This window comes from Rossellomorea vietnamensis NBRC 101237 (genome assembly GCF_001591825.1).
In the GTDB taxonomy this organism is placed as follows: Bacteria; Bacillota; Bacilli; order Bacillales; family Bacillaceae_B; genus Rossellomorea; species Rossellomorea vietnamensis.
Genome location: NZ_BCVQ01000068.1, coordinates 1 through 17,398 on the forward strand (window position 1 = coordinate 1; position 17,398 = coordinate 17,398).

Below are 17,398 nucleotides of genomic sequence, written 5' to 3' on the forward strand. Positions count from 1 at the left end.
ACCGCCAGCCCCGCGGAAAGCGAGCACCTGCAGCGGAAATCAAACCACTCGCTATATGAAAAGCGAAAGTTCTCTAAGAAAACAGGTCGTAGACAGCCTACATTTTCCTATCCCTTTTTACCAACAATAGAAAGGGATTCCATCGTCCAGTTAACATGAACTGACAACTTGAAAAAGTTGATAATAGCTTTTATTTGTTATAAGATTGTAATGAGAATAAATTGAGAATGATTAAAGAATTATATTCTTAAATTCATTATAAAGTCACGGAGGTAAATACACATGGCAGGTTCTACTTTAACAATTAAAGATCTTCATGTTGAGATTGAAGGAAAGGAAATCCTGAAAGGGGTTAACCTTGAAATTAAAGGTGGAGAAATCCACGCAGTAATGGGACCAAATGGTACAGGTAAATCAACTTTATCTTCTGCCATCATGGGTCACCCGAAGTATGAAGTGACAAAAGGAAGCATCACGTTCGACGGTGAAGATGTCCTTGAAATGGAAGTGGATGAGCGCGCTCGCGTTGGTCTATTCCTTGCAATGCAATATCCAAGTGAAATCAGTGGTGTAACGAACGCTGACTTCTTACGTTCAGCGATCAACAGCCGTCGCGAAGAGGGCGAAGAAATTTCACTTATGAAGTTCATTCGCAAAATGGATTCTGAAATGGAATACCTTGAGATGGACCCGGATATGGCTCAACGTTACCTGAACGAAGGTTTCTCAGGCGGAGAGAAAAAGCGTAATGAAATCCTTCAACTCATGATGATCGAGCCAAAGATCGCCATTCTTGATGAGATTGATTCAGGGCTTGATATCGATGCACTTAAAGTGGTTTCAAAAGGAATCAACAAGATGCGTGGAGAAGATTTCGGCTGCCTGATCATCACTCACTATCAGCGCCTTCTTAACTACATCACTCCTGATCACGTCCACGTTATGATGCAGGGACGCATTGTGAAATCAGGCGGCGAAGAATTAGCACAGCGCCTTGAAGCAGAAGGATATGACTGGATTAAAGAAGAGCTGGGAATCAAAGACGAAACTGTCGGCCAAGAAGCGTAAGTGTTAGGGGGATGAAAATGACTGTAGAAACGAAACTACCAGTAGATCAAGACTATGTCAGCTCCTACTCAAAACAACTTGGAGAGCCGGAATGGTTAACAGCCCTTCGTACAGATGCCTTTGATAAAGTAAAGGATCTTAGCCTTCCAGTTGCAGATAAAACGAAGATCACAAACTGGAACTTCACTCAATTCCAGAAGCATACAGTGGAAAGTGACGCGTTTTCATCATTGAGCGAGCTGCCTGAAGAAGCGAAAGCACTAGTTGATTTAGATAACAAAGACCAAAGTCTTTATATTCAACGGAATAATACACCTGCTTTTCTTTCACTATCGAACGAATTAAAAGACAACGGTGTTATTTTTACGGATATTTTTTCGGCTGTGAAAGAACACAGTGAGCTTGTACAGAAGTACTTCATGACTGAAGGCGTAAAAGCGGATGAGCATAAGCTTACAGCCCTTCATGCTGCATTGATGAATGGAGGCGCGTTCCTGTACATTCCGAAGAACGTGGAACTCTCTCAACCGATTCAAGCGGTTTACGTTCATGACAATGCTGAAGTTGCGATGTTCAACCACGTATTGGTTGTCGCTGAAGATAACAGTTCTGTCACATATGTGGAGAACTATATCTCTACTGCAAACGTAGAAGATGGAGTTTATAACATTGTCACAGAAGTATTGGCAAATAATAACTCTAAAGTGGCATATGGTGCTGTGGACAATCTTTCAAGCGGGATCACGACTTACGTAAACCGTCGTGGAGTAGCTGCAAGGGATGCACGCATCGAATGGGCTTTAGGGTTAATGAACGATGGTGACACTGTTTCTGAAAACGTGACGAACCTTATGGGCGATGGCTCTTATGGCGATACGAAAACCGTAGTCGTTGGACGCGGGAAACAGAGGCAAAACTTCACGACCAAGGTTGTTCACTACGGTAAAAATTCTGAAGGGTACATCCTTAAGCATGGCGTCATGAAGGACGAATCATCTTCTATCTTCAACGGTATCGGTAAGATCGAACATGGTGCTTCAAAGTCAAATGCAGAGCAGGAATCACGCGTATTGATGCTTAGCGAAAAAGCGCGTGGGGATGCGAACCCGATCCTTCTGATTGATGAAGATGACGTAACGGCAGGGCACGCTGCTTCAGTAGGTCGAGTGGATCCACTTCAACTTTACTATCTAATGAGCCGCGGGATTCCTCAGCATGAAGCTGAACGTCTTGTGATTCACGGCTTCCTTGCTCCTGTGGTAAAGCAATTACCGATCGAAGGAGTCAAGAAACAACTGGTTGAGGTAATTGAAAGGAAAGTAAACTAATGGATGTAAAAGAGATTCGTAAACAATTTCCGATTCTCGACCAGGAAGTAAATGGCCATCCACTCGTTTATCTTGATAGTGCCGCAACGTCTCAGAAGCCGGTTTCCGTTATAGAAGCAGTGAACGATTATTATCGTGGATACAATTCGAATGTTCACCGGGGGGTCCATACCCTTGGGACAAGAGCGACAGATGGCTATGAAGGTGCCCGTGAAAAGGTCCGTAATTTCATCAACGCTTCCTCTACCCAGGAGGTCATATTCACCCGTGGGACGACGACCGCGATCAATACCGTCGCAGCAAGTTACGGCCGGGCCAATTTAGCTGAGGGTGATGAAATTGTGATCACTCATATGGAGCATCACAGTAATATCATTCCTTGGCAGCAGCTGGCGAAAGAAACGGGAGCTACGTTGAAATACGTTCCACTGCAGGAAAATGGAACGATTGCGATCGAGGATGTAAGGGAGACCGTCACTCCTCAAACGAAGATCGTTTCCATCATGATGGTTTCAAACGTACTCGGTACGATGAATCCAATCAAGGAAATCACCAAGATCGCCCATGAAAATGGCGCCGTCATGGTGGTGGACGGAGCACAGGCTGCTCCACATATGAAGATTGACGTACAAGATTTGGACTGCGATTTCTTCGCCTTCTCCGGTCATAAGATGGTAGGTCCTACCGGGATCGGGGTATTGTACGGCAAGAAAAAGCATCTGAATAGCATGGAGCCGGTTGAATTCGGTGGAGAGATGATTGATTTTGTCGGACTTCAGGAATCCACGTGGAAAGAGCTTCCGTGGAAATTTGAAGGGGGCACTCCGATCATTGCAGGAGCCATCGGCCTTGGGGCTGCCATCGATTTCCTTGAGCAAGTCGGTCTTCATAATATTGAAGAGCATGAGCATAAGCTTGCCGCTTACGCTTTGGATAAGATGAGCGAAGTTGAGGGTATGACCATTTTCGGACCAAGTGATCCCGGTCAGCGTGCCGGTCTTGTGACATTCAACATAGATGATGTTCATCCCCATGATGTAGCAACCGTGCTTGACGCAGAAGGGATTGCCGTCCGCGCAGGCCATCACTGTGCACAGCCGTTGATGAAGTGGTTGAACGTATCGGCGACGGCACGTGCCAGCTTCTATCTTTACAACACAGAAGAAGATATTGATAAACTTGTTGCCGGCCTGGTGAAGACAAAGGAGTTTTTCAGCGATGTCTTTTAATAATTTAGATCAGTTATATCGACAAGTCATCATGGATCATTACAAGAATCCACGTAATAAAGGTTCTTTAGAAGATGGGAGCTTTACCATCGATATGAATAACCCTACATGTGGAGACCGTATTCACCTTACGTTAAAGGTTGAAGATGGTGTCGTTCAGGATGCGAAGTTCGATGGGGAAGGTTGTTCGATCTCCATGGCTTCTGCGTCCATGATGACACAGGCAGTCAAGGGAAAAGAGATCGAGAAGGCACTCAAGCTTTCCAAGATCTTCTCTGATATGATGCAGGGCAATGATTATGACGACGATGTGGATTTAGGAGATATAGAAGCATTACAAGGAGTCGCGAAATTCCCGGCCCGTATCAAATGTGCGACACTGGCCTGGAAAGCGATGGAAAAAGGAGTGCAGGAAGAAGAGCAGGAATAAGCTCTTCTCCGACTCTATTTAAGAATGGAGGAATCAACATGGCAAAGAAGATGCCTGAGATCGGAGACTATAAATATGGCTTTAGCGATAAAGACGTATCGATTTTCCGTTCTAAACGTGGTTTGACGCGAGAAATCGTAGAAGAAATTTCTCGTATGAAAGATGAGCCTAAGTGGATGCTTGATTTCCGTTTGAAGTCACTTGAGCATTTTTATAATATGTCTATGCCTCAATGGGGCGGAGACATGCAGGAACTGAACTTTGATGAAATCACTTACTATGTGAAGCCTTCTGAAAAGTCAGAGCGCAGCTGGGATGAAGTACCTGAAGAAATCAAGCAAACGTTTGATAAATTAGGGATTCCGGAAGCTGAGCAAAAGTATCTTGCTGGGGTATCGGCACAGTACGAATCTGAGGTTGTATATCACAACATGCAATCAGATCTTGAAGACATGGGAATTGTATTCAAAGATACAGATTCGGCTCTTAAAGAAAATGAAGAGCTATTCCGTGAGCATTGGGCGAAGGTTATCCCTCCGACGGATAACAAGTTTGCTGCCCTGAACTCAGCGGTATGGTCCGGTGGATCTTTCATCTACGTACCCAAAGGGGTTAAGGTGGATACACCACTTCAAGCTTATTTCCGTATTAACTCGGAAAACATGGGTCAGTTCGAGCGTACGCTGATCATCGTCGACGAAGGCGCAAGCGTGCACTATGTAGAGGGTTGTACAGCACCAGTTTACACAACGAATTCCCTTCACTCTGCAGTCGTTGAAATCATCATCAAGAAAGATGCGTACTGCCGTTATACGACGATTCAAAACTGGGCGAACAACGTATTCAACCTGGTGACGAAGCGTGCCGTATGTGAAGCGAATGCAACGATGGAATGGGTGGATGGAAACATCGGTTCTAAATTGACGATGAAATATCCGGCTGTCATCCTTAAAGGGGAAGGCGCCCGTGGTATGACACTATCCATTGCACTTGCAGGTAAAGGCCAGCACCAGGATGCAGGAGCGAAAATGATTCACCTTGCACCTAATACCTCTTCTACAATCGTTTCTAAATCCATCTCCAAGCATGGTGGTAAAGTAACGTACCGTGGAATTGTACACTTTGGCCGTAAAGCGGAAGGCGCACGCTCAAACATTGAGTGTGACACGCTGATCATGGATAATCAATCGACTTCCGATACGATCCCTTACAACGAAATTCTGAACGATAACATCTCGTTAGAACACGAAGCGAAGGTATCAAAAGTATCAGAAGAACAATTATTCTATCTTATGAGCCGTGGTATTTCTGAGGAAGAAGCAACAGAAATGATCGTAATGGGCTTCATCGAGCCATTCACGAAAGAACTTCCAATGGAATATGCAGTCGAAATGAACCGTTTGATCAAGTTCGAAATGGAAGGTTCAATCGGTTAATAATCAATCAAACTCCCTTGAGTCATCAGGGGAGTTTTTTTCTGGCTCCATTTATTCCCCACTATTTTATCCACCCTCAATCCAAACATAAGAATTTCCATTTCCCTTATGATAAAATGGACATGTTCATAATAAAGCAGGTGAATGCGGATGATATACATAGGAGTTACAGGCTGGGGAGATCATGATACGCTTTATGAGAATGTATCCCCCAGGGACAAACTAAAAGAATACGGAGCTCATTTTCCTGTCGTTGAGGTGGACACGACGTTTTATGCTGTCCAGCCTATTCGGAATGCGGAGAAATGGGTAAAGGAAACACCAGAGGACTTTAAATTTATTGTGAAAGCGTACCAGGGGATGACAGGGCATCAGCGTGGGGAGATCCCTTTTGAAACAAAGGAAGAGATGTTCAGAGCCTTTAAAGAGTCCCTTGCTCCATACACGGTTGCAGGGAAACTGGCGATGGTCCTTCTTCAATTCCCGCCATGGTACGATTGTAAAAAAGAGAATGTCGATTATATTCGGTATTGCAGGGAGCAACTGAAAGATTTTCCTCTATCACTTGAATTCCGGCATCAGAGCTGGTTCAGACCCGAGTATCGCGATAAGACCCTGACGTTCATGAAAAAAGAAGGATGGATCCACAGCATTTGCGATGAGCCCCAAGCGGGTGAAGGATCCGTTCCGCGGGTTCTCGAAGCGACCCATGAAGATGCCACTCTCATCCGGTTTCACGGCAGGAATCTCTATGGTTGGAATAAGCCGAATGGGGAAGATTGGCGGGAGGTCCGCTATTTATATCGCTATAATCGTGCCGAGCTGGAAGAATGGATCCCCCATCTCCATCGCTTGCACGAAAAATCTAAGGATCTTTATATTCTTTTTAACAATAATTCTGGTGGAGACGCGGCTGATAATGCGAAAGAATTGATTGAATTATTGGGGGTTGAGTATGAAGGACTTGCCCCGAAGCAGCTGGATTTATTTTAGCCGACAGGAGATGAAAGGCAGATGGAATGGATTGTTCTTCTATCAATCGGGCTTTTGGCAGGTGCGATAGGATCACTGGTCGGTTTAGGCGGTGGCGTCATCATTGTACCCGCCCTGATCTACTTTGGTACATATACAAGCCTGATAGAAGGGATGAACCCGCAGACCGCTGTGGGTACCTCACTGGTCATTATGATATTTACAGGGTTATCTTCCACCCTTGCATACTTAAAGCATAAAACCGTGGATTATAAAAGCGGATTGATTTTCTTTGCGGGGAGCGGACCCGGTTCAATTCTTGGAGCCTGGGTGAACAAGGGATTGAATATGGAAAGCTTCAATCTTTATTTTGGTATTTTTATGATACTGGTGGCCCTTATTCTAATGCTCCGGAATAAATTAAAGCCAATAGAAAAATTCAGGAACGCCTCTTTTCAGAGGGAATTTACCGACCCAAGTGGCGAAACCTTCCGTTATGGATACCCTCCATTACTTGGAGTGGTGATTGCCTTCGTCGTTGGATTTACATCGGGTTTGTTTGGCATTGGCGGCGGCTCTCTGATGGTCCCGGCCATGATCCTGATTTTTCTTTTCCCGCCCCATGTGGCTGTTGCCACATCCATGTTTATGATTTTTCTTTCGGCATTGGTGAGCTCGGGAACACATGTGATATTTGGGAATGTTAAATGGCTGTATGCACTGGCTCTCATTCCGGGAGCCTGGATCGGGGCAAAGGCCGGGGCATATATCAATACGAAGCTCGAGTCCAAAGTATTGGTGAGCGTATTGAGGATTATATTGATTTTAATTGGGATTCGATTGATTTATCAAGGAATGACAGGATAACATTCCTCCAATAGGAGTGAACGATTTATGGGAGAAACCATTCATATTTATCATACAAACGATCTTCACAGTCACCTGGAGAACTGGCCAAAGATCAGAAACTTTTTAAAACAGAGAAAGCAGAAGCATGTGAATGACGGGGAATCTGTGTATCTATTTGATATCGGTGATCATGTGGACCGCTGGCATCCATTGACAGAAGCGACGTTAGGAAAAGGGAACGTTGATTTATTAAATGAAGCCGGGTTCGATGCTGTCACAATCGGAAACAATGAAGGAATCACATTGGATTATGATGATTTAAACAGCCTGTATGACAATGCCCGGTTTGACGTGATTGTAGGAAATCTGCTGGATCGTTCCTCACGGCGTCCAAGATGGGCAGAGACTCACCGGATTTATCAGACTGGGAGTGGGGTGAGGATTGGCGTCATCGGATTGACGGCCTATTTCAAACCTTTTTACGAGGCTCTAGGCTGGAACATTACCTCCCCTTTGGATGAATTGAAGAAGTTGGTTCAGGAAATCCGCCAAAGCGTCGATATGATCATACTCCTTTCCCATTTGGGAATAAGGGATGACGAGATGATCGGGGAACAATTCCCGGAAATAGACGTTATACTGGGTGCCCATACTCACCATGTCTTGCCTCAAGGGAAAGAGGTGAATGGCACCATGCTTGGTGCTGCAGGGAAATACGGTCATTTTGTCGGTCATATGATGATTGAGGTGGATACAGCCACAAAGCAGGTCATTGAAAAGAAGGCCTGTCTATATAATCAGGGGGAACTTCCGTCAGTTGTCAGGGAATTGGAGGACAGAGAGCAATGGTTCCGGGACGGAGAGGAGCTATTGAAGCAGGAAGTGACCTGCCTGACAACATCCTTCCCGGTTGATTGGTTTCACACGTCCCCGCTGCCTGAAGTGCTTTGTGAAGCACTGACGGAATGGTGTGGAGCCGATTGCGGTTTTCTTAATGCCGGTCTTCTTATAGATGGACTTGACGAAGGAATGGTGACAAAGCAGGATCTTCATCGCATCCTTCCCCACCCGATCAACCCCTGCATGATCCGGATGAAGGGAGCCGAGCTGAAAGAAATCATTAAGCAGACCCTTAATGAGGACTGGCCGCATCTTGAAGTGAAAGGACTTGGTTTCAGGGGGAAAGTGATGGGGAGTTTCGTGTATTCGAATATCCACATTAAAGACCGTGCTATCTTCATCGGAAAGGTTCCGATCGACCCTGGGAAGACATACAAGCTGGCCCTTCCGGATATGTTTACATTCGGCCACTTCTTTCCGGACCTTCAGAGGCTTGAGAAGAAGTACTTTATGCCGGAATTTTTACGGGATGTCCTCGAATGGAAATTGAAACAGTAAATGTCTCACCGTTTCCGCGCTCATGACATACATATGAGTGAAGGGAGCGATGAACCATGATGAATGTATCTCCGATCACCATTGGGGGACATACCTTTACAGCGATTTCTGTTGCACTTCCGAAAACCAATCTCCTCGTCGTGACGAGTGAAAAAGGATATATCATGTGTGGGGCACTTGATGTCGCGCTGCTGAATGAAAAATTAAAGGACAGGGGGATCATCGCAGGAAGAGCGGTGGGTGTGAAAACCATCGATCAGCTCCTCGATGCACCGCTGGAGTCCGTCACCTATGAAGCAGCGAATCTCGGCATCCACACGGGGATGGCCGGAAGGGACGCGCTGTTAAAAATGCTATAGAATCAAAAAAGGACCAGTGCTCTCCTGAGCGGCTGGTCTTTGTTTTACCCCTCTGATTTCCCCGTTATTCTTTCATGAATATTTAACCAAATACACCTTGCAAGATCAATTTTATCCTTTATAATGGAGATACTAGGAAATTTTGTCGAAAAATGAAAGAATTACATAGGAGAATTCTATGAGGCTTATATCAACACGGGCTTTGAAACCCGGCATGGTTCTAGCTACAACGGTATATAATATGAGAGGTCAAGCGTTGATACATGATAATGTTCCCATTACAGAACGCATGATTTACAGATTGCAGGAGCTTAGTATTCAGTATGTGTATATTGAAGACTCTCTTTCCAGTGGAATCCATGTGAAGGGGACCGTTTCAAGTAAAGTGAGACAAGAGGCGGTTCAGAATATCGAGATGGCCTTCAATCAATTAAGCACGTCCAAAGAGAAGCCAAGCCTCCTCGTGATTGAAGATAGTGCCACTCAATTGAAGCAGGTGATTGATGTCGTCCTGTCCGAAGTAAAGGCGAATCATGATCTTCTGACGATTTTGACAGATGTGTTTACATACGACTCCTATATTTTTCATCACTCATTTAATGTTACATTATATACACTTTCCATCGGTCTTGAACTAAAGCTTTCACAGAAGCAGCTCGAGCAGCTCGGGGTTGGGGCGATCCTTCATGATATCGGTAAGATGCTTGTGCCCGAAGAGATCCTGTTGAAGCCCGGGAAACTTACGGAAGACGAATTCTGTGAAATCAAGAAACACTCTGAACATGGCTTTGAAATCCTGCGACAACTGCATTCTGTGTCCCTGATCATCGCGCACTGTGCCTATCAGCATCATGAAAGGCTCGATGGGTCCGGTTACCCACGGGGGATCAAGGGTGAAGATATCCATCCGTTCGCAAAGATCATTGCAGTGGCCGATGTATTTGATGCCATGACTTCTAACAGGGTATACAGGAAGGCAATGCTTCCCCATCAGGCATTAGAGGTATTATACGCGGGATCGGGATCCCTGTTCGATTCACAAGTGATCGAAGCATTCCGGTCATCGGTCGCGATGTATCCGAATGGCATGATCGTGGAACTGAATGATGGAAGAAAAGGGATTGTGACTGATCAAAACAAAGGAGTCACAGACCGTCCTGTCATACGGATCATCGAAGAGGATGGGCAGGAGGCAGACTCTCCTTACCCACTCGATTTAAGCAAGGCATTAGACAAGGTCATCACAGGATTTGATCCTGATTATGAACCGCAATCTCTCAAGATTAAATAAATTTTTGCGCTAAACCTCTCTTACAATGCATACAAATAGCTTGTAAGGGGGGATTTTTTGTGTCTAAGTTCAAAACCTACAAACCCCGAAGAGGAGGTCCGCTGCCTTTTCGTCATGTCATGATCATTACGTTTCTGTTCTTTATGATCTCCACAGGATTCGGATTGTGGATCATTAACAAAGGGTTGAAGCCGACACTTCTTGCATATGCCGAGACACAGACGAGCAGGATCGGTACCCTTGTGATTAACAAAGCCATCAATAAGAAGATTGCCGATGTTCTGGATATTTCGGATATAACCGAAGAAGTGAAGAACCAGGAAGGCGATATCGTCTCGTTTAAATACAATACACAGACCATCAACAGGGTCCAGGCAGAGATTACGAATCTGGTCCAGCAGAATCTCCAGGAAGCAGAGGCAGGGAATATTGAAAATCTTGAGTTCCTCACTGAAGTGGAAATTGATGAAGGGAAGTCGAAGACATCGAAGGGCATCACCTATTCCGTTCCATTGGGGCAGGCAACGAACAACGTATTGCTCGGTAACCTGGGGCCGAAAATCCCGATCCGCTTTCATTCCATCGGTGACGTACGGTCCGATGTGAAGACGACAGTAGAGCAGTTCGGGATCAATAATGCGGTTGTGAAGGTATTTGTGGAGCTTGAGGTAAATGTGCAGATCATCATCCCGTTTGCAACGAAAACCGAAACGATCAAGCAGGATATCCTGGTCGCAATGGGTACCGTCCACTTGGATGTACCGCAATTTTATAACAATGGTGGAGGGGATTCGAGTCCTTCCATTGAATTTCCCACAAATTAGTATGGAAAAAAAGTTGTCAAAAGAATGATAGTTTGTTATATTAATAAAGAAAATTTTATAACACACCACATCATCAGTCCGATGGGGTAGAGGCGCAGGGTTCAAGAGTAATCTGTTCGAGGATGACAACGGAGAAAACAGACGAAAGGGAATCTTTGCCGAAGTAAATATGCATGTCGAAGGTGTATTTGCTGGGGTTATCTTGAAGAAGGATAACACTGTCATTATAGGGAAATCTCTATAATGGGGAGCTACAGATCGTGATGGAGCACTTACGTTACTAACAAAGGTAATGATAGTTTCTCTATCGTTGCCTTTTTTTATTATCCTCTGTCATGCTACGATGGTTCCCCCCTATCAAATAGGAGGAGGACACTATGGAAAACACGATTTACTCATTATTACCACCCCTTTTAGCCATTCTTATGGTTATTCTCACAAGACGGGTACTGCTTTCATTGGGAGTAGGGATCGTTGCTTCTGCCTTTTTGTTGGCAGATTTCTCAATTACGAAAACATTCAGCTTTATGTGGGATGCCTTCAAAGGTATCTTTGTCGCAGACGGCGGACTAAACACCTGGAATGTCTACATCATTTTCTTCTTACTCATTCTTGGTATCATCACGGCATTTGTGAATATCTCCGGCGGGAGCCGCGCATTCGGTGAATGGGCGATGAAACGTGTGAAGACAAGACAGGGCGCACAGCTTCTTGCTGCGGTACTGGGTATCATCATTTTTATTGACGACTATTTCAATGCCCTTGCTGTCGGACAGGTTTCAAGACCCATCACGGATCGTCACAGGATCTCACGTGCTAAATTAGCCTATATCATTGATTCAACATCGGCTCCGATCTGTGTCGTTTCCCCGATTTCAAGCTGGGGAGCATACATCATCGGGATCATCGGCTCCATCCTTGCAACACACAGTATCACGGAGTACACGGCATTCTCGGCATTCATTCAAATGATTCCAATGAACCTATATGTATGGGCCGCCGTACTGCTAGTCGTCATGGTTGCCTATAAGGGACTCGACTTCGGAAAAATGAAAGAGCATGAAGTACGTGCCCTTGAAACCGGAGATCTTTATGACCCGGGCAAAGAGATTCCCGGTGAATTGAAAAATGATCTTCCCGTCAGCTCAAAAGGCTCTGTAGGCGATCTTGTCTGGCCGATCGTTGCACTCGTGATCGGGACGGTTTCCATGATGCTTTGGACCGGTTACCAGGCAGTGGGATCATTCGACTTATTGCCGATTTTTGAAAATACGGATGTGACCAAATCTTTATTATACGGTGGATTATTCGGGCTTGTGATTTCCCTGATCTTCTTCCTTCGCCAAGTAAGCCTAAAAGGAATTGAAGGAAGTGCTCTTGGAACGGCTGTAGTGGAAGGTATCAAGTCGATGCTTCCGGCTGTTTACATTTTGATCTTTGCGTGGACGATCGTGACACTCATCGATCAGCTGCAGACGGGTACGTATCTGGCCGGTCTGGTTGAACAATCAAACCTGCCTATGCAGGCGCTTCCGGTCATCTTATTCCTTGTTGCCGGTATCATGGCGTTCTCAACGGGAACATCTTGGGGATCGTTCGGAATCCTCCTACCGATCGCCGGAGAGATTGCTGCAGCCTCGGATGTAACAATTCTACTTCCTGCCATGGCAGCGGTGCTTGCAGGATCTGTACTGGGTGATCACTGTTCACCTATTTCTGATACGACGATCCTTTCTTCTACGGGAGCGGGAAGCAACCATATCGATCACGTGCTCACGCAGCTTCCATACGCGGTCATCGGTGCGGTCGTTGCCGCCATCGGTTACCTTGTATTGGGATTCACAGGCAGCACCATCCTTGGTCTCGCTGTTGTCATCATTTTGATTCTGGCCTTTGCCTTTTTATTCGGTGAAAAAGCTAAGCCGACATCTGCAGAGTAATTCATAAAAAACCAGGAGTCATCAGGGCTCCTGGTTTTTTTATGGAATCACACCAATTTTCCTTCCTGATCCTATCGTCTCCCTTTCTTCAAAATCCGACAAAATTCTTATAGTGAAATAGTACTGTGGGAATTTGGTGAATTTCTCATCAAATCACTAAAATAAAGCTTTGACAATTGTCCCGGAACTAGCTATACTGACTTTAGATTATAAATAATCTGAAAATATAAAAATTTCAAATACCTCGTTTTGGGGTAGTTGGAAAGAACTAGGGGGGAACAGCATGGAGAATCGTGCACAGTTTGGGACAAGGGCAGGATTTATTCTGGCCGCTGTCGGTTCGGCAATCGGACTAGGGAACATTTGGCGTTTTCCGGCAGTAGCATATGAAAACGGCGGGGGAGCATTCTTTATTCCTTATTTATTCGCTCTTCTAACAGCAGGTATTCCATTATTAGTACTTGAATTTACAATTGGTCATAAGTACCGTGGTTCAGCACCGTTATCTTATTTCCGTCTTAATAAGAAAACAGAATGGCTCGGATGGTGGCAGGTCTTAATTGCATTCGTCATCTCTACCTACTATGCCGTCATTATCGCCTGGGCGATGTCATACAGTGTTTTTTCTTTCAATTTAGGCTGGGGAAAGGATACTGAATCCTTCCTGTTCAGTGATTATTTAAAGCTTTCGGTTGATGCAGGTCAGACGGGCAGTGTGGTCCCTGGGGTATTCATCCCTCTTGTGATCGTTTGGGCGGTTACACTTGGCATTCTTTTCAAAGGTGTAAAGAAAGGAATCGAAGTAGCGAATAAAATCTTTATTCCAGCACTTGTTATCTTATTCTTAATTATCGTTGTTCGCGCTTTAACGTTACCTGGTGCAATGGATGGACTGGATGCGTTCTTCAAGCCTGACTTCACTAAAATTGCCGATCCAGGCGTATGGGTGGCGGCATATGGACAGATCTTCTTCAGTTTATCCATTGCCTTTGCAATCATGATCACCTATTCAAGTTATTTGCCGAAGAAATCGGATATTACGAACAACGCCTTCATAACGGGGTTCAGTAATTCCGGATTCGAACTATTGGCAGGTATCGGTGTATTTGCCGCACTTGGTTTCATGGCACAATCACAAGGTGTGGCCGTGCAGGATGTTGTAAGCGGCGGTGTGGGACTTGCGTTTGTTGTCTTCCCGCAGATCATCAACGAATTCCCGGCATTTAACGAAGTCTTTGGTTTCTTATTCTTTGCTTCACTTGTACTGGCCGGTCTGTCATCATTGATTTCCATTTCGGAAACCTATGTGGCAGCCGTCTCTGAGAAATTCGGGATTTCCCGTAATAAAGCCGTCCTTTTCGGTGGGGGACTTTCAGCTGTCATTTCCATCCTCTTTGCTACACAGGGTGGTCTGTTATTCCTGGATGTTGCGGATTATTTCATCAACCAATTCGGAGTGGCGTTTGTCGGATTAGTGGAAGTAGTCGTGATCGCCTGGTTCCTTCGCAAGCTGGGGGCATTCCAGTCTCATGCCAATGGAATTTCAGATATCCAGCTTGGTGCATGGTGGAAAGTATGTTTAGGCGTCATCACACCAATCGTCCTTGGTTGGATGATGTTCGGTTTATTCAAGATGAATCTACTAAAGGAATTTGAAACGGAAACTGGCAACTACGGTGGATATTCTGATGCTTTCGTTCTTTACAGTGGATGGTTCGTAGCTGCATTTGCCATCATTGTTGGAGTAGCCTTCGGATTTAAACGCTGGCATGCCAAGACAGAAGCCGATAGCTATAAGGAGGTAAGCTAACATGACTGGTAGCGCAATTACTATGATGGTTGTAGGAATGGTCATCATCTGGGGTGGATTAGCAGCTAGTATCATGAACGCTGTTTCCAAATCGAAAAAACAGGTATAAAGGAAGAAGCAGACGATGGAATCCCATTGTCTGCTTTTTTACTGTTTTTTGTTTTTAATTCTGTCCTGTCGCTCCCACATTCTTAGGTGAGGATAGGGATCGAATGACCATTCCGTCAGGCCATTATCCTTATACATTCCATAATGCAAATGCGGAGGGAATTTCCCTGACGTTCCCGGAGGCCCATATCCTGAGCTTCCGACACCGCCGATCACCATTCCCGGTTCAACCACTTGTCCGACATGAAGATCTTTGGCAAAACCACTCAAATGGGCAAAATAATGGTACGTATTATTAATGTCACGTATTCCGATACGCCAGCCTCCATATCGATTCCAGCCTTTCATCTCGATGATGCCATATGATGTAGCCCTGACCGGGACACCGTAATCAGCGAAGAGATCCGTCCCTTCATGGATTCGTCTTCCGCCCCATCCACGGGCGTCTCCCCAGGTGTTCCGGTAACTATAATTAAATCTCAGGGGAAGCGGAAAGGCTTTCTGATTGAGATGAATCGTTCCGTACTGCTTGTATATTTTGGCATTTCCCATAATGATACTGACGGTTTTATCCCGCTTATAATAATCCCAGAGGGCAAGCTTGAAGTTGTCGTGATCGATGCCGTAACGAAGGATAAAGTCGGTTAATGCGGCAAGTTTATCTTCATCACTTTTCAGGCTGGCTTTTCCGTCATGATCCCCGTCCCGGCCGATTCCGTTGAAAAGAGCGATCGTTTCAGGATTATCATCCTCGGCGTGGGGGTTCAAAGGTCCGACCCACTTTTCAGGCTCCATATAAATCGAGATGAAAGAGGATGGCTTTTCCCTATCTTTCCGGGCGAACCTTAGACTGCGTTCGTATTGATCAATAGCTGCCAGGTAGTACCAGGGGATCTGAGTCATAGCCTCGCTCTTCTGAAACAGTTCCATTCTTTTTGTGTGTATCTGCTCATCTGTCAGCTTTTCTGCTGCGAAGCTCTGACAGGGGCTTATCGTGAAGAAGAATACAATGCAGAATACCAATCGTTTGTACAAATTCATCCCTCCATTTTTAGGGGCCTATCTGTAGTTTGTATCGTTATCGGGGATTCATAATCATCAATAAATGGTAATAGGGTATCACATGCTTGTTTTCACTTTTTTAGTATGATAAAGTGACAAAAGAAGTATATTGATGATGGCTTTTTTTACATAGGATGAACGAGAAAATGTTTCACTCTTTGCCTAAGTCAGAATTATTTAGGATTGGAGATGAGGGGTATGAGTAAGAAAGATGAACACATTCGTAAACCGGATTGGCTTAAGATTAAGCTGAATACGAACGATAATTATATGGGTCTTAAAAAAATGATGCGGGAAAACAATCTTCATACAGTATGTGAAGAGGCCCGTTGTCCTAATATTCATGAATGCTGGGGAACCAGACGTACAGCTACGTTCATGATTCTGGGCGACATTTGTACACGTGCCTGCCGTTTCTGTGCCGTTAAAACAGGACTTCCGACTGAACTGGACTTGAAAGAGCCGGAACGCGTTGCGGATTCCGTGCAACTCATGAACTTGAAGCACGTCGTCATTACTGCGGTTGCACGTGATGACCTGAAAGACGGCGGTTCACAAGTCTTTGCTGAAACCGTCCGTGCGATCCGTCGTAAGAGCCCGTTCACATCCATCGAAGTACTGCCTTCTGATATGGGGGGGATTTTTGATAATATCAAGACATTGATGGATGCTAAGCCTGACATCATGAATTACAATGTTGAAACCGTTCGCCGACTGACTCCAAGAGTTCGTGCCCGTGCGACTTACGATCGTACATTGGAATTCCTCCGCCGTGCAAAAGAATTGAATCCGGATATTCCTACGAAATCGAGCATCATGGTCGGTCTTGGGGAAACGAAGGAAGAAATTCTCGAAACAATGGATGATTTACGCGCCAATCATGTTGATATCGTTACATTAGGCCAATATCTGCAACCATCTAAGAAGCATTTGAAGGTTCAAAAATATTATCATCCTGATGAATTTGCCGAACTTCGTGAAGCAGCAATGGAAAAAGGGTTCAGCCACTGTGAAGCAGGTCCTCTCGTTCGCTCATCTTACCATGCCGATGAGCAGGTGAATGCAGCAGCGAAAGCAAGACAAGCTAAAGGTGAGCAGGAAGTACAGAACGCATAATTTAGAGAAATACAAAAGGACTGACCTGAAAGAGAAGCTCTCTGACAGTCAGTCCTTTTTGCAGATGGTTTGGGAGATGTCCAGCTCCGGCGGCTAGAGGCTCGAGGTCATAAGCTAAATGGACCAAGAAGGCAAAGGACGCCTTCGTGGCCCATTCATCTTATGCTTGTCGCCTCTG

At 45.1% G+C, this 17,398-nt stretch carries 16 protein-coding genes and 1 riboswitch; of the genes, 15 read left to right on the forward strand and 1 reads right to left on the reverse strand.

Annotated features, from left to right (window positions below; translation table 11 throughout):
• Positions 1-282: 282 nt before the first annotated feature.
• The 14 genes from sufC to BVI01S_RS22325 all read left to right on the forward strand — a co-directional run bounded on the left by sufC (position 283) and on the right by BVI01S_RS22325 (position 15,043).
• A complete protein-coding gene (gene sufC, locus BVI01S_RS20385) occupies positions 283-1,068 on the forward strand; it encodes a Fe-S cluster assembly ATPase SufC (RefSeq protein WP_034763664.1) in 786 nt (261 codons plus the stop codon).
• Between the two features lie 17 nt (positions 1,069-1,085).
• Positions 1,086-2,396, forward strand: coding sequence for a Fe-S cluster assembly protein SufD (sufD, locus tag BVI01S_RS20390; RefSeq protein WP_061811387.1), 1,311 nt, complete (start codon positions 1,086-1,088; stop codon positions 2,394-2,396).
• The gene (locus BVI01S_RS20395; RefSeq protein ID WP_034763669.1) at positions 2,396-3,625 is read left to right on the forward strand and encodes a cysteine desulfurase; all 1,230 of its coding nucleotides are present in this window, start codon (positions 2,396-2,398) and stop codon (positions 3,623-3,625) included. The genes sufD and BVI01S_RS20395 overlap by 1 nt, the downstream gene beginning before the upstream one ends.
• Entirely contained in the window at positions 3,615-4,055 is a 441-nt protein-coding gene (gene sufU / locus BVI01S_RS20400; RefSeq protein ID WP_034763670.1) for a Fe-S cluster assembly sulfur transfer protein SufU, read from the forward strand. Before BVI01S_RS20395 ends, sufU begins: the two co-directional genes overlap by 11 nt.
• Before the next feature lie 38 nt (positions 4,056-4,093).
• Positions 4,094-5,491, forward strand: coding sequence for a Fe-S cluster assembly protein SufB (sufB, locus tag BVI01S_RS20405; protein ID WP_034763673.1), 1,398 nt, complete (start codon positions 4,094-4,096; stop codon positions 5,489-5,491).
• 150 nt (positions 5,492-5,641) lie between these two features.
• Positions 5,642-6,484, forward strand: coding sequence for a DUF72 domain-containing protein (locus BVI01S_RS20410; protein ID WP_034763724.1), 843 nt, complete (start codon positions 5,642-5,644; stop codon positions 6,482-6,484).
• A gap of 21 nt (positions 6,485-6,505) precedes the next feature.
• Positions 6,506-7,330 (forward strand): sulfite exporter TauE/SafE family protein, encoded by an 825-nt coding sequence (locus BVI01S_RS20415; protein ID WP_034763728.1) that lies wholly within the window; start codon positions 6,506-6,508, stop codon positions 7,328-7,330.
• Positions 7,331-7,357: 27 nt separating this feature from the next.
• Positions 7,358-8,710, forward strand: a complete 1,353-nt coding sequence (locus tag BVI01S_RS20420; RefSeq protein ID WP_034763731.1) for a bifunctional metallophosphatase/5'-nucleotidase — start codon at positions 7,358-7,360, stop codon at positions 8,708-8,710.
• Between the two features lie 56 nt (positions 8,711-8,766).
• Positions 8,767-9,069: a YunC family protein gene (locus tag BVI01S_RS20425; protein ID WP_034763734.1), complete on the forward strand. Its 303-nt coding sequence runs from the start codon at positions 8,767-8,769 to the stop codon at positions 9,067-9,069.
• A 178-nt stretch (positions 9,070-9,247) separates the two neighbouring features.
• Entirely contained in the window at positions 9,248-10,360 is a 1,113-nt protein-coding gene (locus BVI01S_RS20430) for an HD-GYP domain-containing protein (RefSeq protein ID WP_051758466.1), read from the forward strand.
• Between the two features lie 59 nt (positions 10,361-10,419).
• Entirely contained in the window at positions 10,420-11,184 is a 765-nt protein-coding gene (gene yunB, locus BVI01S_RS20435) for a sporulation protein YunB (RefSeq protein WP_034763736.1), read from the forward strand.
• A 79-nt stretch (positions 11,185-11,263) separates the two neighbouring features.
• A riboswitch (Lysine riboswitch) is annotated at positions 11,264-11,446 on the forward strand.
• Between the two features lie 115 nt (positions 11,447-11,561).
• Positions 11,562-13,124 (forward strand): Na+/H+ antiporter NhaC family protein, encoded by a 1,563-nt coding sequence (locus tag BVI01S_RS20440; protein WP_034763739.1) that lies wholly within the window; start codon positions 11,562-11,564, stop codon positions 13,122-13,124.
• Positions 13,125-13,407: 283 nt separating this feature from the next.
• On the forward strand, positions 13,408-14,934 hold the full coding sequence (locus BVI01S_RS20445; protein WP_034763741.1) for a sodium-dependent transporter: 1,527 nt from the start codon (positions 13,408-13,410) through the stop codon (positions 14,932-14,934).
• 1 nt (position 14,935) lies between these two features.
• Positions 14,936-15,043, forward strand: a complete 108-nt coding sequence (locus tag BVI01S_RS22325; protein WP_082197501.1) for a methionine/alanine import family NSS transporter small subunit — start codon at positions 14,936-14,938, stop codon at positions 15,041-15,043.
• A 38-nt stretch (positions 15,044-15,081) separates the two neighbouring features.
• On the opposite strand, the gene BVI01S_RS20450 is transcribed toward BVI01S_RS22325, so the two are convergent.
• Positions 15,082-16,083: a M23 family metallopeptidase gene (locus BVI01S_RS20450; RefSeq protein ID WP_061811388.1), complete on the reverse strand. Its 1,002-nt coding sequence runs from the start codon at positions 16,081-16,083 to the stop codon at positions 15,082-15,084.
• A 219-nt stretch (positions 16,084-16,302) separates the two neighbouring features.
• Between BVI01S_RS20450 and lipA the strand changes: the two genes are divergently transcribed.
• Entirely contained in the window at positions 16,303-17,220 is a 918-nt protein-coding gene (gene lipA / locus BVI01S_RS20455) for a lipoyl synthase (RefSeq protein WP_034763745.1), read from the forward strand.
• The last annotated feature ends 178 nt before the right edge of the window (positions 17,221-17,398 follow it).